The following is a 23455-nucleotide window of genomic DNA, read 5'->3' on the forward strand; positions in this document are numbered from 1 at the left end:
AGCGACAGTGAACGAGTACGACATCGACGAGGCCACCGCCCTGGAGATCATCGAGGGCGAGGGGCTGGAGCACGACCAGGCGCCGCCGCCGGTGGTGGCCGTGGTCGGCCGCCCCAACGTGGGCAAGTCGACCCTGGTGAACCGGATCCTCGGGCGCCGCGAGGCGGTCGTGGAGGACGTGCCCGGGGTGACCCGGGACCGGGTCGCCTACGACGCCGAGTGGAGCGGGCGGCGGCTGACGGTGGTCGACACCGGCGGCTGGCTGCCGGACGCGGCCGGGCTGGCGGCGGCCATCGCCGAGCAGGCCCGGATGGCGGTGGACCTGGCCGACGTGGTGATGTTCGTGGTGGATGCCACGGTCGGCGCCACCGACGTGGACGAGGCCGTGGTGGAGATCCTGCGCCGTTCCGGCAAGCCGGTGGTGCTGGTGGCCAACAAGGTCGACGACGCGGCCACCGAACTGGAGGCGACGGCGCTGTGGTCGCTGGGCATCGGGGAGCCGCACCCGGTCAGCGCGCTGCACGGGCGCGGCAGCGGCGACCTGCTGGACGCGGTGCTGGCGGCGCTGCCGCAGCAGGCCCCGCCGCAGTTGCTCGCCGTCGAGGGCGGCCCCCGCCGGGTGGCGCTGCTCGGCCGTCCCAACGTGGGCAAGTCCAGCCTGCTCAACAAGCTGGCCCGGGAGAACCGCGTGGTGGTCGACGACGTCGCCGGCACCACCCGGGACCCGGTGGACGAGCTGATCGAGCTGGGCGGGCGGTCCTGGCGGTTCATCGACACCGCCGGCATCCGGCGGCGGCACCGCGAGAACCAGGGCGCCGACTTCTACGCCACGCTGCGCACCCAGTCGGCGCTGGAGCGCGCCGAGGTCGCGGTGGTGCTGGTGGACGCCGGCCAGCCGCTGACCGAGCAGGACCTGCGGATCATCTCCATGGTGATCGAGGCCGGCCGGTCGCTGGTGATCGCCTACAACAAGTGGGATCTGCTGGACGAGGAGCGCCGCCACTACCTGGAGCGGGAGATCGACCGGCAGCTCTACCACGCCCGCTGGGCGCCGCGGGTGAACATCTCCGCGCTCACCGGGCGGCACGTGGACAAGCTGGTCCCGGCGCTGGACACCGCCCTGGAGGGCTGGGGCTCGCGGGTGCCCACCGCCAAGCTGAACCAGTTCTTCGCCGAGCTGGTGGCCGCGCATCCGCACCCGATCCGCGGCGGTAAGCAGCCCCGGGTGCTGTTCGCCACCCAGGCGGGGGTCCGGCCGCCCCGGTTCGTGCTGTTCACCTCCGGGTTCCTGGAGGAGGGCTACCGGCGGTTCATCGAGCGGCGGCTGCGTGAGGAGTTCGGCTTCGCGGGCACCCCAATCGAGATCACCATGAAGATCCGGGAGAAGCGGGCCGCCCGCAAGAGGTGAGTACCGGACCGAACCGGGTTCGGTGAACGGGCGGGCAGGGGTTCCCCGGCGCCGCGCGCTCTCCTATCGTAGACGCAGAACGAGAACCTGTTCCACTGCGCCGTCCGGGGAGTGCCACGTGAGGACCCTGCTGTTCGCCTGCGCCGCCATCGCCCTGGTGGCCGGTGGCTTCACCTGGGACAAACCCTGGATGTGGGGCCTGGGCCTGCTGGTGGGCCTGGGCGCCATGCTCGGCGACAGCGACCCGGTCAAGCTGGACGGCAGGGACCAGGGCACCGAGACCTCCATGGGCGTGCGCCGGATGCGTAACCGGGGCCTTTGAGACCCGACCCCATCCGCGCGGCCCCTGGAGAGGAACGGCCACCGGCCCGGTCCTGCGTCCGGTCGGCGCCCCGGCGGTGAGCCAGGGCCGCCGGCCTCCGCTCACACGCGGCCGTGGTTTCCGCCGGGTTCGCCGGCCACCCGGTGGTCGGCGGGCTCGGCCGGAGGCGGGACCTGGTCCGGCCGCCGGGCATAGCGGCCCTGGGGGTGCACCGGCGTCGGGACGGTGTCCCGCGACGCGGGCGGCTCGAAGGGACCACGCTCATGGTCGCGTCCATGATCACGCGCGTGGTCACGGTCGCGGTGCGCGTCGTACTCGGCCATCTCCTCCGACAGCCGGGCCTCCCGGACGCCCACCACGGAGAAGCGGCCCAGCGCCAGCGCGCCGAAGAAGATCACCGCCGCGCCGAGCCCGGCGAAGAAGCTCAGCTGCTCGGCCACCTGCCGGCCCTCGCCGCCCAGCGGGGCGCCGACTCCCGCGGCGTCCCACAGCACTGACAGCGGCCCGCCGACCACGAACCAGGCTCCGCCCAGGGTGGCCAGCCACGCGCCGAGCAGCGCCACCGCCCGGTTGGCGCCGGCCAGCACGACCAGCCCGCCGAGCACGGTCGCGGCGGCGGGCGCGACGCTCAGCAGCAGCCGGTCGCCGGTGACGTGCCAGGGCTCGTCGGGGGTGAAGGCGAAGTCGAAGTAGGGGCCGACGAAGGGGATGAGCCCGCCCCACAGCCCGAGAAGCACCAGCAGGATTCCGCTGAGCGCGCCCCGGCTGCGCGGTACTCGCATCGTCCCAGTCATGAGATCTCCTGACCAGGTGAGGTTTGATCTGGCTTGAACCGCCCTTTACCCGTTACAGGCCGGTCCAAGCCCGCCGATGCGGGCCGGGCGCGGACCGCCCGCCCGTATCGGGGTCCGCGGGTCGTTCCTCTGGGACGGGCCGGGAGAATGGCTGCCATGGACTCCGAGGTGGTGGTGGTCTACGCGCGCGAGGAACCTCCCCAGAGCTGGGACGCGGCGGTCTTCCTGGCAGGTCCCACCCCCCGCGGGCCCGGGGCGGAGTCCTGGCGCCCGGCCGCCGTCGACCGGCTGCGCGGATGCTGGGCCGGGTCCGGGCGGCTGGTGGTCTTCGTCCCCGAGCACCGGCACGGCGTCCACGACGACTACCGGGGTCAGGTGGACTGGGAGGAGCGCTGCCTGCACCTGTCCGACGAGATCGTCTTCTGGATACCGCGCGATCTGCGGACCATGCCGGCGTTCACCACCAACGTGGAGTGGGGGATGTGGCACGACTCGGGCCGGGTGGTCTTCGGCGCCCCGCCGCAGGCCCCCAAGAACGACTATCTGCGCCACTACGCCGGCAAGTTCGGCGTGCCGGTCTCCACGACGCTGGACGGCGTGATCGCCGCGGCCCTCGACCGCATCGGCGGCGGCGCGCCGCGCACCGGCGGCGAACGCGAGGTGCCGCTGCTGATCTGGCGACTGGACGGCTTCCAGCGGTGGTACGCGGCGCAGCGCGGCGCGGGCAACGTCCTGCGCGGCGCCCGGCTGCTGTGGCACGCCGGGCCGCTGTGGGGCATGCGGGTCGCGGTCGAGGTGGCCGCCGAGGGCAGGGTCAAGGACAACGAGGTCGTCTTCTCCCGCCCCGACATCAGCGTCGTCGTCCTCCACCGGCCCGGCCCGACGCTGGACGAGACGGTCGTGGTGCTGGTCCGGGAGTTCCGCAGCGCGGCCGCCACCGCGGACGGGATGGTGCACGAGCTGCCGGGCGGGTCGGGGCCGGCCGATCCGCTGCGCAACGCCGTGGAGGAGGTCACCGAGGAGACCGGGCTCGTGCTGGACCCCGCGCGGCTGCACCCGCACGGCGCCCGGCAGGTCAACGCCACGATGTCGGCGCATCGCGCCCATCTGTTCTCCGCCGAGATCACCGGGGAGGAGCTGGCCGCCATCCGCGGCACCGGCCCGCACGGCCAGGTCGACCTGGGCGAACGCACCTACGTCGAGGCCGCCACGTTCGCCGAGATCCGCCGGGCGCGGCTGGTCGACTGGGCCACCCTCGGCATGATCGCCGAGGCGCTCACCACCGTCCGGCCCAGGGGCTGACGTGGCGGAGCAGGTCCTCCTCGACGCGGCCGGGACGCGGCCCCCTGGCGCCGGCCGGTGCCCGCGCCAGGGGGCCGGCCGGCGCCGGGGAGTTCAGTTCCAGGCGGTGGACTCGTCCGGCTCCGCGAACCGCTGGGTCAGGCTGTACCAGTTGCCGAAGTCGTCGCGGAAGATCGCCTCGACGCCGTACGGGCGGCGCTGCGGCTCCTGCAGGAAGGTGACGCCCCGCTCCTTCAGCTCTCGGTAGTCGCCCTCGCAGTCGGTGGTGGTGAACACCGCCGCGCCCAGGACGCCCTTGGCGAGCAGCGCCTTGAGCTGCTCGGCGGACTCGGGGTCCTGGGCCGGCGGGCCGGGCACCATCAGGGTGAGCATCAGGTCCGGCTGGTCCTTGGCGCCGACCGTCAGCCAGCGCATGCCGCCCTCGCCCATGGTGACGTCGTCGCGCAGCTCCATGCCGAGCTTGCCGACGAAGAACTCCTTGGCCCTGTCCTGGTCGAGCACCCATACCGTCGTCACGCCGACTCCCGTGATCACCGCTGCCTCCATCGTCGTCGAGGTGGTCCGTTCGCGCTGCTCACGCTAGTGAAGGGGGGCCGGGGGCGACTTCTCGAAAGTTGCGGCGGCCGGGTCCTCCCGAAAGGCCCCTTCAGTCCTTGCGGAAACCACCCGCCCACAGCAGCACGAAACAGCCGGGGATCGGGGCGGGACCGTCCCGGCGGGCCCGGGCGCGGAACTGCGCGGGCGTCATGCCCACCTGCTGCTTGAAGCGGGTGCAGAAGCTGCCCAGGCTGCTGAAGCCGACCATCATGCAGATCTCGGTGACGGTCAGGTTGGCCGAGCGCAGCAGGTCCTGGGCGCGCTCGATTCGGCGGCGGCTCAGGTACCGCCCCGGCGTCTCCCCGTACGCCTCGCGAAAGCACCGGATGAAGTGGTAGCGCGAGTAGCCGGCCCGGGCGGCGACGGCGTCCACATCGAGTGGCTGCGCCCAGTCCCGGTCCATGATGTCCTTGGCCAGCCGCAACCGGCGGAGCTGGGCGACGTCCAGCGGCTGCGGGGTCCCCATGGGCGCCGATCCTGGCACAGGGGTGCGACAACCCGCCTCCGTGCCGTCACGTGCGGGCCGTGGCGGCGGTGGGGCCGAGCGCCCGGTGGACGAACGTGCTGATCTCGGCGATGGCCGCCCGCGACTCCGGCGGCAGCGGTTCGGGGCACCCCTACAGAGCAGCCGCCTTAGCCGCAGTTGCCTACCCTTAGCGGGATTGCTCCTCTTATTCACGGGCTTATCCAGCCATTGAGGCTGGTATGTGCAAGGTGTTAGCTTGCTCCCGTGACAACGTTCCGGATCAGTGAGGCCGCCGCGCTGCTGGGGGTCAGCGCCGACACGGTGCGCCGCTGGGTCGACTCCGGCCGGCTCCCCGCGACCCGCGACGGCCACGGCCACCGCCGGGTCGCGGGCGCCGACCTGGCCGCCTTCGTACGGGCGCAGGCGCGGCGCGAGGAGCCGGGGTCCCGGTTCTCCTCGGCCCGCAACCGGATGCGGGGGATCGTCACCGACGTCGTCCGCGACACCGTGATGGCCCAGGTGGAGCTGCAGGCGGGCCCGTTCCGGCTGGTGTCGCTGATGAGCCGGGAGGCCGCCGACGAACTCGGGCTCCAGGTGGGGGTGGTCGCCGAGGCCGTCGTGAAGTCCACCACCGTCGTCGTCGAACTGCCCGAGCACGGGTGAAAAGGGAGAGCACCATGGTCAGGCATCTCACGGCCGTCCTTGCCGCGATCACGCTGGCGCTGGGAGCGGCCGGCTGCGGCGACACCGGAGGTGACGATCCGGCGGACCGGACGCTGACGGTCTTCGCCGCGGCGTCGCTGACCGAGACCTTCACCGAGCTCGGCAAGACCTTCGAGAAGGCTCACCCCGGCGTGCGGGTCAGGTTCAGCTTCGGCGGCAGTTCCACGCTGGCCCAGCAGATCGTCCAGGGCGCTCCCGTCGACGTCTTCGCCGCCGCCAGCCCCGCCACCATGCGGCCGGTCTCCGACGAGAGGCTGACCGCTGATGCGCCCCGTACGTTCGCCCGCAACCGGCTGGTCATCGCCGTCCCGCCGGGCGATCCGGCAAAGATCCGGACGCTGCGCGACCTGGCCGGGCGCGAGCTGAAGGTGGTGCTGTGCGCCCCGCAGGTGCCGTGCGGTGCCGCCGCCGAGAAGGCCCTGGACGTCGCGGGCGTCAAGGTCACCCCCGTCTCGCAGGAGCAGGACGTCAAGGCCGTCTTGACCAAGGTGCGGCTGGGCGAGGCGGACGCCGGGCTGGTCTACCGGACGGACGTGCGGGCCGCGGGCGGGCAGGTCGAGGGCGTGGAGTTCCCTGAGTCCGCCGAAGCGATCAACGACTATCCGATCGCGGCCCTGGCCAAGGCGCCCCAGCCCGGGCTCGCCGGGGAGTTCGTGGACCTGGTGCTGTCGGCGCAGGGCCGGGCGGTGCTGACGAGGGCCGGGTTCGAATCCGCGTGAGCACGCGGAGCCGGGTGCCCTGGGTGCTGGTGCTTCCGGCCGTGCTCGGGCTGGCCTTCTTGGTGCTGCCCCTGGCCGGGCTGCTGATCCGCGCGCCCTGGTCCACCCTGGGCACCCGGCTGGGCGAGCCGCAGGTGCTGGAGGCGCTGCGGCTGTCGCTGGTCACCTCGACGCTGGCGACCGCGCTGTGCCTGGTGCTGGGCGTTCCGCTGGCGTGGGTGCTGGCGCGGACCGGCTTCCCCGGCCGGGGCCTGGTGCGGGCGCTGGTCACGGTGCCGCTGGTGCTGCCCCCGGTGGTGGGCGGCGTCGCGCTGCTGCTGGTGCTGGGGCGACGCGGGATCGTGGGCCGGTGGCTGGAGTCGGCGTTCGGCGTCTCGCTGCCGTTCACCACCGCCGGGGTGGTGCTGGCCGAGGCGTTCGTGGCGATGCCGTTCCTGGTGATCAGCGTGGAGGGCGCGCTGCGCGGCGCCGACCCCCGCTACGAGGAGGCCGCCGCCACGCTGGGGGCCTCCCGATGGACGATCTTCCGCCGGGTCACCCTGCCGATGGTCGCCCCGGGCATCGCGGCCGGCGCGATCCTGTGCTGGGCCAGGGCGCTGGGCGAGTTCGGCGCCACGATCACGTTCGCGGGCAACTTCCCGGGCCGCACCCAGACCATGCCGCTGGCGGTCTACCTGGCGCTGGAGACCGACCCGGAGGCCGCCATCGTGCTGAGCCTGGTGCTGCTGACCGTCTCGGTGGTCATCCTGGCCGCCCTGCGGGACCGGTGGGTGAGCACCCCGTGACCGTCCTGGACGCGCACCTGACCGTCCGCCGCCGCGACTTCCGCCTGGACCTGCCGCTGACCGCCGCCGCGGGCGAGGTCGTGGCGCTGCTCGGCCCCAACGGCGCCGGCAAGACCACCGCGCTGCGGGCCCTGGCCGGGCTGCTCCCGCTGGACGGCGGGCACATCCGGCTGGACGGCGAGCCGATCGGGGCGCTGCCCGCCGAGCGGCGGCCGGTCGGCGTGGTCTTCCAGGACTACCTGCTGTTCCCCCACCTGTCGGCGCTGGAGAACGTCGCGTTCGGGCCCCGCTGCCAGGGCGTGCCGCGGCGCGCGGCGCGCGAGCGGGCCGCCGGATGGCTGGAACGGGTGGGCCTCGGCGAGCACCTGGCCAAGAAGCCCCGGGCGCTGTCGGGCGGCCAGGCCCAGCGGGTCGCGCTGGCCCGCGCCCTGGTCACCGAGCCCCGGCTGCTGCTGCTGGACGAGCCGCTGGCCGCCCTGGACGCGCACACCCGGCTGGAGATCCGCTCCGCGCTGCGCCGCCACCTGGCCGGCTTTGCGGGAGCGACGATCCTCGTCACCCATGACCCGCTGGACGCCATGGTGCTCGCCGACCGGCTGGTGGTGGTGGAGCAGGGGCGGATGGTGCAGGAGGGGCCGCCGGCCGAGGTCGCCCGGCACCCCCGGACCGACTACGTGGCCCGCCTGGTCGGGCTGAACCTCTACCGGGGACGGGCGCACGGCCACACCGTCACCCTGGAGGGGGATAAGGGGCCGGTCAGGTTCGACGCCACCGAGGCCCTGGAGGGCGAGGTGTTCGTGGCGTTCGCGCCGTCGGCCGTGGCGCTGTACCGGACGCGGCCGGACGGCAGCCCCCGCAACCGGTGGCGGGCCCGCGTGGAGACCATCGAACGGCACGGCGACCGCATCCGGGTCGGGCTGAGCGGCCCCCTTCCGGCCGCCGCCGACGTCACCCCGGGCGCGGTCGCCGAACTCGGGCTGGCCGAGGGCAGCGAGGTGTGGGCCGTGCTCAAGGCCGCCGAGACCCACGCCTATCCGGCCTGACCCGGCCTGACCCGGCCTGACTCGACCTGCCCCGGCCCGAACCCGCCTGTCCGGATGATTACTCCGCGTTGTGAAGGGCACGTTCCAACGAGTGACATCTGTCACAAAACCACCGGGGGACGGTAAAAACGCCCTGGATTGGTCCAGACCAAATGGAAAACATGTGCGGTTTTGCTCATCATGCAAAGATCCTGCGAACAGCATAAGGAGTTGCCCGTGTCTCAACAGGTACCCGGCCTCGATCAGGCCCCCACCAGTCACGATGAGCTGGTCGAGTGGGTGCGCGAGATCGCCGAGCTCACTCGCCCGGACCGGGTCGAGTGGTGTGACGGCTCGGACGAGGAATGGCAGCGGCTCACCGACCTTCTCGTGGAGCAGGGCACCTTCCAGCGGCTCGACCCCGCCAAACGGCCCAACAGCTTCTACGCGGCCTCCGACCCCAGCGACGTCGCCCGGGTCGAGGACCGCACATTCATCTGTTCCGAACGAGAGGAGGACGCCGGCCCCACCAACAACTGGATCGCCCCCGCCGAGATGCGGGCGACCTTCGGTGAGCTGTTCGCCGGCTGCATGCAGGGCCGCACCATGTACGTGGTGCCGTTCTGCATGGGCCCGCTGGGCGGCAACATCTCCCAGCTCGGCGTCGAGATCACCGACTCGGCCTACGTGGCGGTGTCGATGCGGATCATGACCCGGATGGGCGCGCCCGCGCTGCGGCTCATCGAGGAGCGCGGCTCGTTCGTCAGGTGCGTCCACTCGGTCGGCGCCCCGCTGGAGCCCGGCCAGGCCGACGTGCCCTGGCCGTGCAACTCCACCAAGTACATCTCGCACTTCCCCGAGACCCGGGAGATCTGGTCCTACGGGTCCGGCTACGGCGGCAACGCGCTGCTGGGCAAGAAGTGCTACGCGCTGCGGATCGCCTCGACCATGGCCCGCGACGAGGGCTGGCTGGCCGAGCACATGCTGATCCTCAAGCTGACCCCGCCGGCCGGCGAGGCCCGCTACGTGGCCGCCGCCTTCCCGTCCGCCTGCGGCAAGACCAACCTGGCCATGCTGCAGCCGACCATTCCCGGCTGGAAGGTCGAGACGATCGGCGACGACATCGCCTGGATGCGGTTCGGCGAGGACGGCCGGCTGTACGCCATCAACCCCGAGGCCGGCTTCTTCGGCGTCGCGCCCGGCACCGGCGAGTCCACCAACGCCAACGCGATCAAGACGCTGTGGGGCAACAGCATCTTCACCAACGTGGCGCTCACCGACGACGGCGACGTGTGGTGGGAGGGCCTGACCGACGAGCCGCCCGCGCACCTGACCGACTGGAAGGGCAACGACTGGACGCCGGCGTCCGGCACCCCCGCGGCTCATCCGAACGCCCGCTTCACCACCCCGGCCGGGCAGTGCCCGACGATCGCGCCCGAGTGGGAGGACCCCAAGGGCGTGCCGATCTCGGCGATCCTGTTCGGCGGCCGCCGGGCCACCGCCGTCCCGCTGGTGACCGAGTCCTTCGACTGGCAGCAGGGCGTCTTCCTGGGCGCCAACGTGGCCTCGGAGAAGACCGCCGCCGCCGAGGGCACGGTCGGCGAGCTGCGCCGCGACCCGTTCGCGATGCTGCCGTTCTGCGGCTACAACATGGGCGACTACTTCGGCCACTGGGTCAAGCTGGGCAAGGACGCCGACCCGGAGAAGCTGCCGCGGATCTACTACGTCAACTGGTTCCGCAAGGACGCCGGCGGCCGGTTCCTGTGGCCGGGCTTCGGTGAGAACAGCCGGGTGCTCAAGTGGATCGTCGAGCGCCTGAACGGCAAGGCCGACGCCGTCAAGACCCCGATCGGCCACGTGCCGACCAAGGAGTCCCTGGACACCGCGGGCCTGGACATCGACGACGCGGACCTGGAGACCCTGCTGTCGGTCGACACCGAGGTGTGGAAGCAGGAGGCCGCCCTGGTCCCCGACCACTTCAACACCTTCGGCGACCACCTGCCCAAGGAGCTGTGGGACGAGTACAAGGCCCTGGTCAACCGCCTGGGCTGAGCCGTCCGGGCGGCCGCCGCGTCACTCCCTCGCGGAGGGCGTGGCGGCCGCCCGCCCGGTCATGCCGGGGGCGCCCGGCTCCACGCCCCAGCTGAAGATCAGCCGGGGCGGACGCGGATCAGCTCCCGGCCGAGCCCCGGCGCGGGCGGCTCCTGGCCGGTGAGCGCCTCGGCCGTACCGCGGATCTCCATCCCGCGCACCCGCCAGGGCCGCGTGGAGACCAGCTCGTCGATCACCAGCGCGACGTGCGGGTTCCCGAGGACGTTGCGGAACTTGCGGGTCGTCCCCAGCGCGTGGCCGCCGATGACGAAGGCGCCGCTCTCGGCGTCGTGGAAGAAGCCAACGGGGTTGTTCTGCGGCGCTCCCCGAGAGTCCACGGTGGCCAGTCGGGCCAGCCGCTGGGTGCTCAGGAAGGCGCATTCGGGTTCGGTGAGGTCCATGCTGCGAGCAGCGAACCTCAAGCTCCCTTGAGGTCAAGTTAGAGTACGGGCATGACGCAATCCGCCCGCAACCGCTACGAGCTCACCGTGGGACAGTTGGCCGAACGCAGTGGCGTGGCGGTGTCCGCGCTGCACTTCTACGAGGCCAAGGGACTCATCCACAGCCGCCGCACGGCCGGCAACCAGCGCCGCTTCACCCGCGACACGCTGCGCCGGGTGGCCTTCATCCGGGTGTCGCAGCGGGTCGGCATCCCGCTGGCGGAGATCCGCGAGGCGCTGTCCCGGCTGCCGGAGGAGCGCACCCCCACGGTGGACGACTGGGCGGCGCTGTCGGAGTCGTGGCGGGAGAAGCTGGACGAGCGCATCACCCAGTTGCAGCGGCTGCGCGACGACCTGACCGACTGCATCGGCTGCGGCTGCCTGTCGCTGAACCGGTGCGCGCTGGCCAACCCGTACGACGAGCTGGGCAAACAGGGGCCCGGGCCGCGCCGCCTGCTCGTCTCGGCCGCCAAGGACCCACGCCCGCCCGCCGCCGAGTGCATCAGCTGCGAGTCCTAGCCCGTCGTCCCCAGTAGGCCATGAGATCACCGGCAGGCCATGAGGTGTCTGGGACGCCATGAGGTCTCCGGGACGCCATGAGGTGCGCCGGGGCGCCATGCCCCGGCGCCGCCGCATCCTGTCCGCCGCCCGGCCCGCGCGGGCGGTGGAGCGCCGTGTCCCGGCGCCGCCGTCAACGGTGGTCCGCCAGGACGGCGTGGTGGTCGGTGCCGTCCACGGGCTGCGGGTCGGCGTGGACCGTGACGCCGTGCAAGCGGGGCAGGGCGTGCAGCAGCGCGTGCTCGGTCGCCACCGCCACTCGGTGGGCCTGCACGACGCTGGCCCGGTGGTCCACCACCACCTCACACTCGGCGCGCAGCCGGTGCCCCGTCCAGCGGAGCCGGACGGCGCCGGTCGCCAGCACCCCCGGCACCGTGCGCAGCGCCTCCTCGGCCCGGTCCACCAGGGCCGGGTCGACGGCGTCCATCAGCCGGTGGCAGACCTCGCGGCCCGCCTGGCGGAGCACCGCCGCGATCGCGACCGTGATGGCCAGCCCCACCACCGGATCCGCCCACTGCCAGCCGGCCGCCATCCCCGCGGCCCCGGCCAGCACCGCCAGTGAGGTGAACCCGTCGGCACGGGCGTGCAGCCCGTCGGCGACCAGCGCGGCCGACCCGATCCTGCGTCCCACCCGGATGCGGTACCGGGCGACCAGTTCGTTGCCCACGAACCCCACCACGGCGGCGGCCGCCACGGCGGGCAGGTGGCGCACCGGGGCCGGATCGAGCAGCCGGGCGATCGCCGACCATCCCGCCGCCGCGCAGGACACCGCAATCACAGCGACGACCAGCATCCCCGCCAGGTCCTCCGCGCGCCCGTAGCCGTAGGTGTAGCGGCGCGACGGCGGCCGCCGGGCCAGCCAGAACGCCGCGGCCAGCGGCACGGCGGTCAGCGCGTCGGCGGCGTTGTGCAGCGTGTCGCCCAGCAGCGCCACCGAGCCCGACGCCGCCACCACCGCCGCCTGGACCAGCGCGGTGACGCCCAGCCCGGCGACCGAGATCCACAGTGCCCGCATGCCCTCGGCGGCGGACTCCAGCTCCCGGTCCACCCGGCCGGCCGTGCCGTGGGAGTGCGGCCGGAGCAGATGGCGGGCCCGCGCGAAGACGCCATGACGGTGAGGGTCCATGGCGCCAGGATGACCGGAACATCCCGTTGCCGCACCTCGACAACAGCGTGGCCCGCGCTGTTGCGAACGGGACGCTCCTGCCGTGGCCGGGCGCCGGTCCGCTCCCGCGTCACGATCCGCATCCGTGTCAGGGGTCGCTCCGCGGCTTGGGCCGCTTCCGTGTCACGGGCCGCTTCCGTGTCACGGGCCGCTTCCGTGTCACGGGCCGCTTCCGTGTCACGGGCCGCTCCGTGTCACGGGCCGCTCCGTGGCTTGGGCCGCTCCGTGTCTTGCGCCGCTCTGCGGTTCGGGACGCAGCCTGCGGCCGGCCGGATCGGTACGGCGCGGGGCCGGCTCCCGTCCCGGCGGCTGGGCGGGCCGCGGCAGCGTCGGCATCGGCGGGATCGGTAGCTCGACCGGGACGTCGCCCAGCTCGAACTCCTCGCCGTGGTGGATCACCCGCATCGGGGCTCCTTCGCGCAGTTCGTAGCAGGCGTGCTCGGAGGTCACCGTCACGCACAGCCGCCGTCCCCGGTAGCGCAGCCGGAACGCCAGCCGGCTGATCCCGCCCGGCAGCCGGGGGGCGAACCGCAGGCACCCGTCGTCGGCCCGCAGCCCGCCGAACCCGGCCACCAGCGCGTTCCACGCCCCGGCCAGCGAGGCCAGGTGCAGCCCGTCGCGGGTATTGCGGGCCAGGTCGTGCAGGTCCATCAGGGCGGTCTCGCCAAGGTAGTCGTGCGCCAGGTCCAGTTGCCCCACCTCGGCGGCGATCACCGCCTGGGTCTGCGCCGACAGCGAGGAGTCGCGCACGGTGATGCCCTCGTAGTAGGAGAAGTTGCGCCGCTTCTGCTCCTCGGTGAAGGCGTCGCCGCGCAGCTGCATGGCCAGCACCAGGTCGGCCTGCTTGACGACCTGCTTGCGATACAGGTCGAAGTAGGGGAAGTGCAGCAACAGCGGGTACTGGTCGGGCTTGGTCGCGGCGAAGTCCCACCGCGCGTGGTTGGTGAAGTTCTCGCTCTGCGGGTGGACGCCCAGCCGTTCGTCGAAGGGGATCATCATGGCGTTCGCAGCGTCCCGCCAGGAGGCCGCCTCCTCGGTGGTCACGCCCAGCCGTTCGGCCCGGTCCGGGTGGCGCATCGCCATGTCGGCGGCCGCCCACAGGTTCCGCTGCGCCATCAGGTTGGTGTAGACGTTGTTGTCGGCCAGGGCGCTGTACTCGTCCGGGCCGGTCACCCCGTCGATGCGGAACCCGCCGTGCACGTCGTGGTGCCCCAGGCTGCGCCACAGCCGGGCCGTGGCCACCAGGATCTCCAGGCCCACCTCGCGTTCGAACTCGGTGTCCTCGGTGGCGTCCACGTAGCGGATCACCGCGTCGGCGATGTCGGCGTTGACGTGGAAGGCGGCGGTGCCGGCCGGCCAGTAGCCCGAGCACTCCTGCCCGCGGATCGTGCGCCAGGGGAACGCCGCTCCCTCCAGGCCGAGCTGGTGGGCCCGCTCCTCCGCCAGCGGCAGCGTCATGTGCCGCCAGGCCAGCGCGTCGGCCGCCGCCGTCGGATAGGTGTAGATGAGCATCGGCAGCACGAACGTCTCGGTGTCCCAGAACGTGTGCCCGTCGTACCCGGGCCCGGTCAGGCCCTTGGCGGGGATCATCCGCCGCTCGGCCCGCGCCCCGGCCTGCAAGATGTGGAACAGCCCGAAGCGCACCGCCTGCTGCACCTCGGCGTCCCCGTCCACCTCGACGTCAGCGCCGCTCCAGAATGTGTCCAGGAACGCCCGCTGCTCCTCCAGCAGACCCTCCCAGCCGGTCAGCCGGGCGTTCGCCAGCGCCGCTACGACCTGGTCGTGCAGCGCCGGGCGGGACCGCTGGCTGGACCACCCGTAGGCCAGGTACTTGATGATCCGCAGCTTCTGGCCCGGCTCCAGCCGGGTGGCCACGGTGACGCGGCCGACGTCGGGAAAGCACTCGGCGTCCACCGACAGCCTTTCCGGCCCCTGGATCTCGTGGGTCATCCCGGCAGCCACGCGCAGCCGGCTGCGCCGGGTGCGGTGCACCATCACGACCCGCCGGCCATTGGCCGAGTGCTCCTCGCTGACCAGCGGATGTTCCAGCACCGCGGCCATCCGGGGGTCGTCCTCCTCGCCCAGCCGCGGCAGCGACTCGTTGGCGACCAGCTCGGACTGCACGGCGATCCGCACCGGGCCGTCGACCGGCTCCACCTCGTAGCAGATCGCCGCGATGGCCCGCTGGGTCAGCGACACCAGCCGCGTCGAGGTGACCCGCACGGTGTCATTGGCGGGCGAGCACCACTCCACCGTCCGGGTCAGCGTCCCGGCGCGCAGGTCCAGCGTGCGCTCGTGCCGGTTCAGCCGGCCGTAGCGGACGTCGAACGGCTCGTCGTCCACCAGCAGCCGGAACACCTTGCCGTTGGTGACGTTGATGACCGTCTGTCCGGACTCGGGATAGCCGTAGCCGGCCTCGGCGTACGGCAGGGGGCGCAGCTCGTAGAAGGAGTTCAGATAGCTGCCGGGCATACCGTTCGGCTCGCCCTCGTCGAGGTTGCCGCGCAGCCCGATGTGCCCGTTGGACAGTGCGAACACCGACTCGCTCTGCGTGAGGCGGTCCAGGTGCAGCTCGTGCTCGTGGATGCACCAGGGATCGACCCCGTACCCGGGCTGGGGGGCTTCGGGCATGCTCATCGGGCCTCCAGTGATTTCATGCTGATCAGGCCTCCAGTGGTTTCAGGCTCATCGGGTCTCCAGTAGTTCACCGAGGTCGCCGACCACCACGTCGGCCCCGTTCTCCCGCAGCGCGGCGGCGTGGCCGCCGCCAACCCGGTCCACGCCGACCACCAGCCCGAAACCGCCGGCCCGGCCCGCCGCGACCCCCGACAGCGCGTCCTCGAAGACGGCGGCCCGCCGCGGCTGCGCGCCCAGCGCCTCGGCCCCGGCCAGGAACATGTCAGGGGCGGGCTTGCCCGGCAGGTCGCGCTCCTGGGCAACGACCCCGTCGATCCTGGCGTCGAACAGGTCGGTCAGGTCGGCGGCCTTGAGCACCTGGACCGTGTTGGCGCTGGAGGAGACCACCGCCGTCCGCATGCCGCGTTCGCGCACCGCGCGCACAAAGTCCACCGCGTCCGGGAAGACCCCGACGCCCCGCTCGTCCAGCAGCCGCAGGAGCAGGGCGTTCTTGCGGGCGCCCAGGCCGTGCACGGTCTCGGCCTCGGGCGGGCCGTCCGGCCGCCCCTCGGGAAGGCGGATGCCCCGCGAGGCCAGGAATGAGCGGACGCCGTCCTCACGGCGCTTGCCGTCGACGTATTCGACGTAGTCCCCGGCCAGGTCGAACGGTGTGCACGGAATGCCCTCCCGCTCGGACCACTCGCGCAGGAACCCGTCGAACATCTCCTTCCAGGCGGCCGCGTGCACCGCCGCCGTGTCCGTCAGCACCCCGTCCATGTCGAACAGACAGGCTTGAAGATCGCTGGACAGCATCACTCTCCCTCCGGGTGGATGTGGGGGCCTCTTTGTTCTCCCGGTGCTACCCCTTGGGGCGGAGACCGAACGGGTGCCGTGCGCTTCGCGTACAACGGAGGAGTCGCTTCGATGGAGAGGGGATCGGCCATGGCTCAGGCGCGCATCGGTGTCACCGGACTGGCGGTGATGGGCCGCAACCTAGCCCGCAACCTGGCCCGGCACGGCCACCCGGTCGCCGTGCACAACCGTACGACCTCCCGCACCAAGTCGCTGGTGGAGGAGTTCGGGCACGAGGGGACGTTCGTTCCCGCCGAGACCCCCGAGGACTTCGTGGCCGCCCTGGAGCGCCCCCGGCGGCTGGTGGTCATGGTCAAGGCGGGCGCCCCCACCGACGCGGTGATCGACGAGTTCGCCCCGCTGCTGGAGCCCGGCGACATGATCGTGGACGGTGGCAACGCGCACTTCCTGGACACCAGGCGGCGGGAGCAGGCGTTGCGCGAGAGGGGGATCCACTTCGTCGGCACCGGCATCTCCGGCGGCGAGGAGGGCGCCCTGCACGGCCCCAGCATCATGCCGGGCGGATCGGCGGAGTCGTACGCGGCGCTGGGCCCGCTGCTGGAGGACATCGCCGCCAAGGTGGACGGCACGCCCTGCTGCACCCACGTCGGCCCGGACGGCGCCGGGCACTTTGTCAAGATGGTCCACAACGGCATCGAGTACGCCGACATGCAACTGATCGGCGAGGCCTACGACCTGCTGCGGCACGCCTGCGGGCTGCCGGCGGCCGAGATCGCCGAGGTGTTCCGCACCTGGAACGACGGACGGCTGGAGTCCTACCTGATCGAGATCACCGCGGAGGTGCTGGCGCACACCGACGCCGCCACCGGGCGGCCCTTCGTTGACGTCGTACTCGACCAGGCCGAGCAGAAGGGCACCGGGCGCTGGACCGTGCAGACCGCGCTGGACCTGGGCGTCCCGGTGAGCGGCATCGCCGAGGCGGTGTTCGCCCGCTCGGCGTCCGGGCACGCGCAGGTGCGCGCGGCGGCCCGCGGACTGCCCGGCCCCGCCCCGTCCCGCCTGGAGGAGGCCGCCGCGTTCGCCGACGACGTGGAGAAGGCGCTGTACGCCTCCAAGATCGTCGCCTACGCGCAGGGCTTCCACCAGATCCAGGCGGGCAGCGCCGAGTACGGCTGGGACGTCGACCCCGGTGCGATGGCGACCATCTGGCGGGGCGGCTGCATCATCCGGGCCCGCTTCCTGGACCGGATCCGCGCCGCCTACGACGCCGACCCCGCGCTGACCACCCTGCTCACCGACGACCACTTCGCCGAGGCGCTCGGCGACGCGCAGGACGCCTGGCGCAAGGTGGTCGCCACGGCGGCGCGCCTGGGCATCCCGGCGCCGGGCTTCTCCACCGCCCTGGCCTACTACGACTCGCTGCGCGCCGAGCGGCTCCCGGCCGCCCTCACCCAGGCCCAGCGCGACTTCTTCGGCGCCCACACCTACCGCCGCGTCGACCGGGACGGCTCGTTCCACACCCTCTGGGGAGGCGACCGCACCGAGATCCCCGGCTGATCCGAAGACCTCGCACCCCCCGGGTACCGAAGACCACCCGAGAGCGGGCCCGCGCGGTCTGGACTGAGGAGCGGTGAAGATCGTGAGGAACGAGCGATCTTCACCGCGACGAGGGAAGACCGCGCGACCAAAGGCCCGCGAGCCGTCGCGGCGAAGCCGCGACCATAAGCGGGCCCGCTCGCCGCCGCGCCGGAGGCGCGGCCGTGAGATGGCGCGGCCACCGGGTCATTCCGGGCAGGATGGATGGGTGAGCCTCATCGATCAGCTGCCGCCCTCTGCCAAGGCCGACCCCGACGCCCTGTTCGAGGCGTTCGCGAACTGGGTGTCCGAGCGTGGCATCACGCTCTACCCGGCGCAGGAGGAGGCGCTGATCGAGGTGGTCTCCGGATCCAACGTGATCCTGGCCACCCCGACCGGCTCCGGCAAGAGCCTGGTGGCCGCCGGGGCGCACTTCGCCGCGCTCGGCCGGGACGAGGTCAGCTTCTACACCGCCCCGATCAAGGCGCTGGTGTCGGAGAAGTTCTTCGATTTGTGCGCGATGTTCGGCAGCGAGAACGTCGGCATGATGACCGGCGACGCCAGCGTCAACGCCGACGCCCCGATCATCTGCTGCACCGCCGAGGTGCTGGCCGGCATCGCGCTGCGGGACGGCGCCGACGCCGACATCGGCACCGTGATCATGGACGAGTTCCACTTCTACGCCGAGCCCGAGCGCGGCTGGGCCTGGCAGATCCCGCTGCTGGAGCTGCCGCAGGCCCGGTTCCTGCTGATGTCGGCGACGCTGGGCGACGTCACCCGGTTCGAGGAGGACCTGACCCGGCGCACCGGCCGCCCCACCGCGGTGGTCACCTCGGCCGAGCGGCCCGTCCCGCTCAAGTACGAGTACCGCCTCACGCCGCTGCACGAGACCATCGAGGACCTGCTGAGCGTCCAGAAGGCGCCGATCTACGTGGTGCACTTCACCCAGGCGGCGGCGATGGAGCGGGCGCAGGCGCTGATGAGCGTCAACGTGTGCACCAAGGAGGAGAAGGCCGAGATCGCCGAGCTGATCGGCGGTTTCCGCTTCACCACCCGGTTCGGCCGCAACCTGTCGCGGTTCGTGCGGCACGGCATCGGGGTGCACCACGCCGGGATGCTGCCCAAGTACCGGCGGCTGGTGGAACGGCTGGCGCAGGCCGGGCTGCTCAAGGTCATCTGCGGCACCGACACCCTCGGCGTGGGCGTCAACGTGCCGATCCGCACCGTGGTCTTCACCGCGCTGAGCAAGTACGACGGGCACCGGGTGCGGCGGCTGCGCGCCCGCGAGTTCCATCAGATCGCCGGGCGGGCCGGGCGGGCCGGGTTCGACACGATCGGGTACGTGGTCGCCCAGGCCCCCGAACACGTGATCGAGAACTCCAAGGCGCTGGCCAAGGCGGGCGACGACCCCAAGAAGCGCCGCAAGGTGGTGCGCCGCAAGGCGCCCGAGGGCTTCGTGTCGTGGGACGAGGAGACCTTCGTCAAGCTGCAGAGCGCCCCGCCGGAGCCGCTACAGTCCCGCTTCAAGGTCAGCCACGCCATGCTGCTGTCGGTGATCGCCCGGCCCGGCAACGCGTTCCAGGCGATGAAGAAGCTGCTGACCGACAACCATGAGCCCCGCGACCGGCAGCGCCGGCACATCTCCCAGGCCATCGCGATCTACCGTTCGCTGCTGGCCGGGGGAGTGGTCGAGCAGCTGACCGAGCCCGACGAGCAGGGCCGCTACGCCCGCCTTACCGTGGACCTGCAGGAGGACTTCGCGCTCAACCAGCCGCTGTCGACGTTCGCGCTGGCGGCGTTCGAGCTGCTGGACCAGACCTCGCCCACGTACGCGCTGGACGTGCTGTCGGTGATCGAGGCGACCCTGGACGATCCCCGGCAGATCCTGGCCGCCCAGGAGAACAAGGCCCGCGGCGAGGCCGTCGCCCAGATGAAGGCCGACGGGGTGGAGTACGAGGAGCGGATGGAGCTGCTCCAGGACGTCACCTACCCCAGGCCGCTGGAGGAGGAGCTCGGCGCCGCCTACGACATTTACCGGCGCGGCCACCCGTGGGTGAGCGACCACCCGCTGGCGCCCAAGTCGATCGTCCGGGACATGTACGAGCGGGCGATGACGTTCGTGGAGTACATCGGCTGCTACGAGCTGGCCCGCACCGAGGGGCTGCTGCTGCGCTACCTGTCCAGCGCCTACAAGGCCCTGCAGCAGACCGTGCCCGAGTCGATCAAGACCGACGAGCTGATCGACCTCATCGAGTGGCTGGGCGAACTGGTCCGCCAGGTCGACTCCAGCCTGCTGGACGAGTGGGAGCAGCTGACCAACCCCACCGGTGACGAGGAGCCCGGCGCCGTGATCGACGCCCCGGCCGCCAAGGTCACCGCCAACGCGCGGGCCTTCCGGGTGCTGGTGCGCAACGCGATGTTCCGCCGGGTGGAGCTGGCCGCCCTGGAGCGCTACGCCGAGCTCGGCGAGCTGGATCCGGAGTTCGGCGCGGACGCGTGGGCCGAGGCGATGGACGCCTACTACGCCGAGCATGAGGAGCTGGGCACCGGCCCCGACGCCCGCGGACCCAAGCTACTGATGATCGAGGAGGTTCCCGACGAGGCGCTGTGGCGGGTCCGGCAGACCTTCGACGATCCCGCCGGCGACCGCGACTGGGGGATCTCGGCCGAGGTGGACCTGACCGCCTCCGACGAGGAGGGCACGGCCGTGATCCGCGTGCTGGCCGTCGACCGCCTGTGAGAGCCGACCGCCGGTGAACGTCGGCGGCCGGTGAGCGCCGACCGCCGGTGAGCGCCGGTGGCCGCGATCCGGGCTCGCCCTGGGGCGGTCGCCGGTGAACGCCCGCCGCAGTGATCGGGGCAGGTCTTGCGGGCCGCCCGCCGGTGAGCGCCGGCGGGCGTGATCCGGGCCTGCCTCCAGGCGGCCGACCGGGACGTCGGTCAGACGGCCCGCCGGGACGCCGGCGCCTGCGAACCGGGGACGGGTCAGGGCCGGCGGCCGGCTCCGGTGGCCAGTTCGCGGACCCGCAGCGGACCGCTCGTGCTCGGGGACAGCGGCGGGGTTTCCATGCCGGCGCCCTCCCGCAGCCCCTTCAGGAAGTCCTGCAGCGCGTCCAGCGCGGTGAGCCGGGGCCTCCAGCCGAGCTCGCGGCGGGCCCGCCCGCTGTCCATGATCGGGATCCGCAGCACCAGGTCGAACAGCTGCGGGGAGGCGGGCACCAGCCCGAGCGTCCACGCCGCCGACAGTGCCGCCCGTACCCCCCGGACCGGCACCGGGATCGTGCGCGCCCGCAGTAGCCGGGCCAGCTCGGTCGGGCCGAGCACCGGATCGGCCGCCAGGTTGAACGGGCCGTGCGCGTCACCGAGCACCGCCAGCCGGTACGCCTCGGCGGCGTCGGCGGTGTGCAGTGCCTGGAACCGCAGCCCGGGGATGTCCGGGAAGAACGGCAGCAGCCCGGCGCGCACCAGCCGGTTGGGCAGCAGCGGCCCGGCGAACAGCCGGCGCTGCTCGGTGGCCGACTCCCGTTTGAAGATGAACCCCGGCCGCATCCGTACCACCCGGCAGTGCGGCTGGCTGACCTGGAAGCTGTCCAGCAGCCGTTCGACGTAGGCCTTCTCCCGGCTGTAGGCGGCCGTCGGCCAGCCGTGCGTCTGCCAGTCCTCCTCGACCGGCCGGTCCTTGGGGCCGGGCGAGTAAGCGCCCACCGACGAGGCGTACACCAGCGCGGGCACCTTGGCGTCGGCCGCCGCGCGGAACACCCGGGCGCTGCCGAGCACGTTGTTGCGCCAGGTCACCATGGGGTCGTGGGTCGGCTGGAACAGCCATGCCAGGTGCACCACGGCGTCGGCGTCGCGCAGCAGCGGCACCAGGTCGTCCTGGGTGATGTCCGCGCGGGCCCACTCGGTCTTACTGGCCTGCCACCTGGGCATCCGCCGGGCCACCCCGAGGATCGAGGTGACCCGGGGGGCGTTGGCCAGCGCCTGGACGAGGCTGGTGCCGACGTTGCCGGTGGCGCCGATGACGACGACTCTCATGACGCCCCCTCACCGGCCGACCTTGGACAGCGCACCGCTGACCAGGTCGCGCGTGCGGTCGAACACCGCGACGGCCGGCCCCGCCAGCAGGTTGCGCTTGGCGCTCTCGGTCCCCGGGTGGGGATGCGTGGGCGCGGTGGCCTCGGCGGCCTTGAGCGCGACGGCCATCGCCCGCCGCTCGGCGTCCCCGAACTTCTCGCGGACCAGGGGGAACTCGTGCTTCTCCTCGGCGCGGGCGTGCCGCAGGACGGCCTCGCGCAGGTCCTTCAGGCCGGCCAGGAACGCCGGGTCGTCGATGTCCATGCCGTCCAGGGACGCCAGAATCTCCTTGCCCTCGCGCTCCTCGGCCAGCCGGTCGGCGACGACGCGTTCGCCGTCGGGCGCCGTCCTGCGGACGAGCGGGTGCACGATCTCCTCCTCGGCCGTCTCGTGCACCGCCAGCAGCCGGACCAGCCGCCGGAAGGCGTCCCGGCGCTCGTCCCCGGTACGGTCCTGCACCTGGAAGAACAGTTCGTGGATCTGTTCGTGCTGGCGCAGCAGCAGGTCCACCACATCGTTGTGCTCGGCGCTCATGATCACCTCTCTGGTCGACGTGCGGGCGCCCTACCCCGCCATCGGCCCGGCATGCATCCGCTTACGCGCACGTCAGAGGGCAGATGCGCACGATCGGCCGGTGGGGCGGGGCCGTCCGGTGCGCCAGGCCGGCCGTTCCGGCCGGCGCGTCGCCGCCCGCCTCGCGCCGCGGGTCGGCCGCGGGAGATCTCACCGCCGAGGGTTGGACTGACGGGCGGGAAGGCGCAAGCATCGGAAGGGAGAGGTTCCCTACAGGTGGGAGAACCGGTGGTCGATATGACGAGTCCGCGACCGCGCCCGGTGCTCGACCCCGACATCCCGGCGGCCGACCGCGACCTGCTGCGCGCCCCGTCCACCCGGCTGGTGGCCGCCGCCCGGCCCGCCCCCGCCAGACCCCGGCCGGGCCCGGCCCGGCTGCTGGCCCGCGCGTTGTGGATCCCGCTGCTCGCGCTGTTCTACGGGGTGCTGCCCGGCGGCTGGATCACTCTGTTCCTGCTGGCCTCCCTGGACGAGGAGGACCTGCTGACCGGTGTCTTCCGGTGGGGCCGCACGGCCGTGCTGGCCATGCTCGTCCTGCCGGTGGTGCAGGTCACGCTGATCCTGCTGGGCTGGGAGCCGGCGGCCGTGCTGGTGGCGGCGGCCGGCTTCACCGGCTGGACGGTCGGCATCGCCCGGCGGCTGGGCGAGCCGCCGGCCGCCCGGGCCGCCCGCGTCCACCACGGCCGCTACCTGACCGCCGGCGACTTCGACCGGCCCGCCGCCGGGCTGCTGAGCCGGGCCCAGCGGGCCATCGACGCCGTGCAGGGCTCGCGGGCGCAGCGGGCCGGGCTACTGGACGGCGTCGGCAACGCGGTGGCGCTGCCGTACCAGGAATGGGAGATCGCCGAGGCGCTGGCCGAGCACACCCGGCTGCGCCGCGAGCACGAGGCGCAGCGGCCCGACCGGCTGAGCGAGCCGGTCCGCGCGCTGCTGGAGCCGCAGCGCCGCGCCCTGGCCCTGTCGGTGCGGTCGGTGACCGAGCGGGTGGAGGCGCTGGAGGACTACGCCCGGCGCGTGCGCGACCTCGACGGCGCCTACCACGAGTGGCAGGTGCTGCGGCGGCTGCCCGAGCAGAACGCCCGCCACCGCGACCTGCTGGCCCGCACGGTCCGCGACGACCTCGCCCGGGAGGAGATCGACCGGCTCACCGGGGACGCCCAGCGCGCCGAGACCGCCCTGCACGACTCCATCACCAGCGCCGTGCAGGCCGCCCGCGCCGTCGGCCGCCTCTGATCTCCCGGTGCCCCGCTGAGCCGTCGATCGTTCCGAGTCCGGCCGATCGCCGTGCCCTGCGGACGACCGGCTGTCCCGTACCGCCCGGTCCTCCCGGTGTTTCGGCGGGCCGATCGTCCTGGAGGCCGGCCGGTCGCCGTGCCCTGGGAACGATCAGCCCTCCCGCACGGCTGTCCCGC

At 72.9% G+C, this 23455-nt stretch carries 21 protein-coding genes; 12 read left to right on the forward strand and 9 right to left on the reverse strand.

All coding sequences use genetic code 11. The features are described 5' to 3' along the window. Window positions 1-7: 7 nt before the first annotated feature. Window positions 8-1408, forward strand: coding sequence for a ribosome biogenesis GTPase Der (der, locus tag C4U03_RS01910; RefSeq protein ID WP_103935834.1), 1401 nt, complete (start codon window positions 8-10; stop codon window positions 1406-1408). A 118-nt stretch (window positions 1409-1526) separates the two neighbouring features. Further along, on the forward strand, window positions 1527-1730 hold the full coding sequence (locus C4U03_RS40980) for a hypothetical protein (RefSeq protein ID WP_200826966.1): 204 nt from the start codon (window positions 1527-1529) through the stop codon (window positions 1728-1730). 101 nt (window positions 1731-1831) lie between these two features. On the opposite strand, the gene C4U03_RS01915 is transcribed toward C4U03_RS40980, so the two are convergent. After that, the gene (locus C4U03_RS01915; RefSeq protein WP_200826967.1) at window positions 1832-2524 is read right to left on the reverse strand and encodes a heme lyase CcmF/NrfE family subunit; all 693 of its coding nucleotides are present in this window, start codon (window positions 2522-2524) and stop codon (window positions 1832-1834) included. 156 nt (window positions 2525-2680) lie between these two features. Between C4U03_RS01915 and C4U03_RS01920 the strand changes: the two genes are divergently transcribed. Continuing rightward, entirely contained in the window at window positions 2681-3826 is a 1146-nt protein-coding gene (locus C4U03_RS01920) for a nucleoside 2-deoxyribosyltransferase domain-containing protein (protein WP_160146886.1), read from the forward strand. A gap of 93 nt (window positions 3827-3919) precedes the next feature. Here C4U03_RS01920 and C4U03_RS01925 read toward each other — a convergent pair whose 3' ends face one another. Together C4U03_RS01925 and C4U03_RS01930 are read right to left on the reverse strand one after the other, a co-directional pair. Then, window positions 3920-4360, reverse strand: coding sequence for a VOC family protein (locus C4U03_RS01925; protein WP_103935836.1), 441 nt, complete (start codon window positions 4358-4360; stop codon window positions 3920-3922). A 112-nt stretch (window positions 4361-4472) separates the two neighbouring features. Next, window positions 4473-4889 (reverse strand): helix-turn-helix transcriptional regulator, encoded by a 417-nt coding sequence (locus C4U03_RS01930; RefSeq protein WP_103935837.1) that lies wholly within the window; start codon window positions 4887-4889, stop codon window positions 4473-4475. Window positions 4890-5153: 264 nt separating this feature from the next. Here C4U03_RS01930 and C4U03_RS01935 point away from each other — a divergent pair, with 264 nt between their 5' ends. The 5 genes from C4U03_RS01935 to C4U03_RS01955 all read left to right on the forward strand — a co-directional run bounded on the left by C4U03_RS01935 (window position 5154) and on the right by C4U03_RS01955 (window position 10190). Beyond that, window positions 5154-5552 carry a TOBE domain-containing protein gene (locus tag C4U03_RS01935; RefSeq protein ID WP_103935838.1) on the forward strand — a complete coding sequence of 133 codons (399 nt, stop codon included), beginning with the start codon at window positions 5154-5156 and terminating at the stop codon, window positions 5550-5552. 14 nt (window positions 5553-5566) lie between these two features. Then, window positions 5567-6331 (forward strand): molybdate ABC transporter substrate-binding protein, encoded by a 765-nt coding sequence (gene modA / locus C4U03_RS01940; RefSeq protein WP_103935839.1) that lies wholly within the window; start codon window positions 5567-5569, stop codon window positions 6329-6331. Then, entirely contained in the window at window positions 6328-7116 is a 789-nt protein-coding gene (locus tag C4U03_RS01945) for an ABC transporter permease (protein WP_103935840.1), read from the forward strand. Before modA ends, C4U03_RS01945 begins: the two co-directional genes overlap by 4 nt. Further along, complete coding sequence (locus C4U03_RS01950; RefSeq protein ID WP_103935841.1) at window positions 7113-8159, forward strand: ABC transporter ATP-binding protein; 1047 nt, start codon at window positions 7113-7115, stop codon at window positions 8157-8159. Before C4U03_RS01945 ends, C4U03_RS01950 begins: the two co-directional genes overlap by 4 nt. 180 nt (window positions 8160-8339) lie before the next feature. Beyond that, window positions 8340-10190: a phosphoenolpyruvate carboxykinase (GTP) gene (locus C4U03_RS01955; RefSeq protein ID WP_407701402.1), complete on the forward strand. Its 1851-nt coding sequence runs from the start codon at window positions 8340-8342 to the stop codon at window positions 10188-10190. A 98-nt stretch (window positions 10191-10288) separates the two neighbouring features. On the opposite strand, the gene C4U03_RS01960 is transcribed toward C4U03_RS01955, so the two are convergent. Beyond that, window positions 10289-10651, reverse strand: a complete 363-nt coding sequence (locus C4U03_RS01960) for a PPOX class F420-dependent oxidoreductase (protein ID WP_235017575.1) — start codon at window positions 10649-10651, stop codon at window positions 10289-10291. Window positions 10652-10681: 30 nt separating this feature from the next. Here C4U03_RS01960 and soxR point away from each other — a divergent pair, with 30 nt between their 5' ends. Further along, window positions 10682-11188 (forward strand): redox-sensitive transcriptional activator SoxR, encoded by a 507-nt coding sequence (gene soxR, locus C4U03_RS01965; RefSeq protein WP_103935843.1) that lies wholly within the window; start codon window positions 10682-10684, stop codon window positions 11186-11188. Between the two features lie 172 nt (window positions 11189-11360). Here soxR and C4U03_RS01970 read toward each other — a convergent pair whose 3' ends face one another. The 3 genes from C4U03_RS01970 to C4U03_RS01980 form a co-directional block, all read right to left on the reverse strand. Next, window positions 11361-12353, reverse strand: coding sequence for a cation diffusion facilitator family transporter (locus C4U03_RS01970; protein WP_103935844.1), 993 nt, complete (start codon window positions 12351-12353; stop codon window positions 11361-11363). 216 nt (window positions 12354-12569) lie between these two features. After that, a complete protein-coding gene (locus C4U03_RS01975) occupies window positions 12570-15029 on the reverse strand; it encodes a glycoside hydrolase family 65 protein (RefSeq protein WP_103935845.1) in 2460 nt (819 codons plus the stop codon). A gap of 48 nt (window positions 15030-15077) precedes the next feature. Beyond that, window positions 15078-15821: a beta-phosphoglucomutase family hydrolase gene (locus tag C4U03_RS01980; RefSeq protein WP_103935846.1), complete on the reverse strand. Its 744-nt coding sequence runs from the start codon at window positions 15819-15821 to the stop codon at window positions 15078-15080. A 129-nt stretch (window positions 15822-15950) separates the two neighbouring features. Between C4U03_RS01980 and gndA the strand changes: the two genes are divergently transcribed. Beyond that, window positions 15951-17378 (forward strand): NADP-dependent phosphogluconate dehydrogenase, encoded by a 1428-nt coding sequence (gene gndA, locus C4U03_RS01985; RefSeq protein WP_103935847.1) that lies wholly within the window; start codon window positions 15951-15953, stop codon window positions 17376-17378. A 247-nt stretch (window positions 17379-17625) separates the two neighbouring features. Beyond that, on the forward strand, window positions 17626-20136 hold the full coding sequence (locus C4U03_RS01990; protein ID WP_200826968.1) for a DEAD/DEAH box helicase: 2511 nt from the start codon (window positions 17626-17628) through the stop codon (window positions 20134-20136). Window positions 20137-20381: 245 nt separating this feature from the next. Here C4U03_RS01990 and C4U03_RS01995 read toward each other — a convergent pair whose 3' ends face one another. Then, a complete protein-coding gene (locus tag C4U03_RS01995; RefSeq protein ID WP_103935849.1) occupies window positions 20382-21431 on the reverse strand; it encodes an NAD-dependent epimerase/dehydratase family protein in 1050 nt (349 codons plus the stop codon). A gap of 9 nt (window positions 21432-21440) precedes the next feature. Continuing rightward, window positions 21441-22004 carry a hemerythrin domain-containing protein gene (locus C4U03_RS02000; RefSeq protein ID WP_103935850.1) on the reverse strand — a complete coding sequence of 188 codons (564 nt, stop codon included), beginning with the start codon at window positions 22002-22004 and terminating at the stop codon, window positions 21441-21443. Window positions 22005-22280: 276 nt separating this feature from the next. On the opposite strand from C4U03_RS02000, the gene C4U03_RS02005 reads away from it, so the two are divergent. Beyond that, window positions 22281-23276 (forward strand): hypothetical protein, encoded by a 996-nt coding sequence (locus C4U03_RS02005; protein WP_146087231.1) that lies wholly within the window; start codon window positions 22281-22283, stop codon window positions 23274-23276. Window positions 23277-23455 lie beyond the last annotated feature (179 nt).

The organism is Thermomonospora echinospora (genome assembly GCF_900108175.1).
Taxonomy (GTDB): Bacteria; Actinomycetota; Actinomycetes; order Streptosporangiales; family Streptosporangiaceae; genus Thermomonospora; species Thermomonospora echinospora.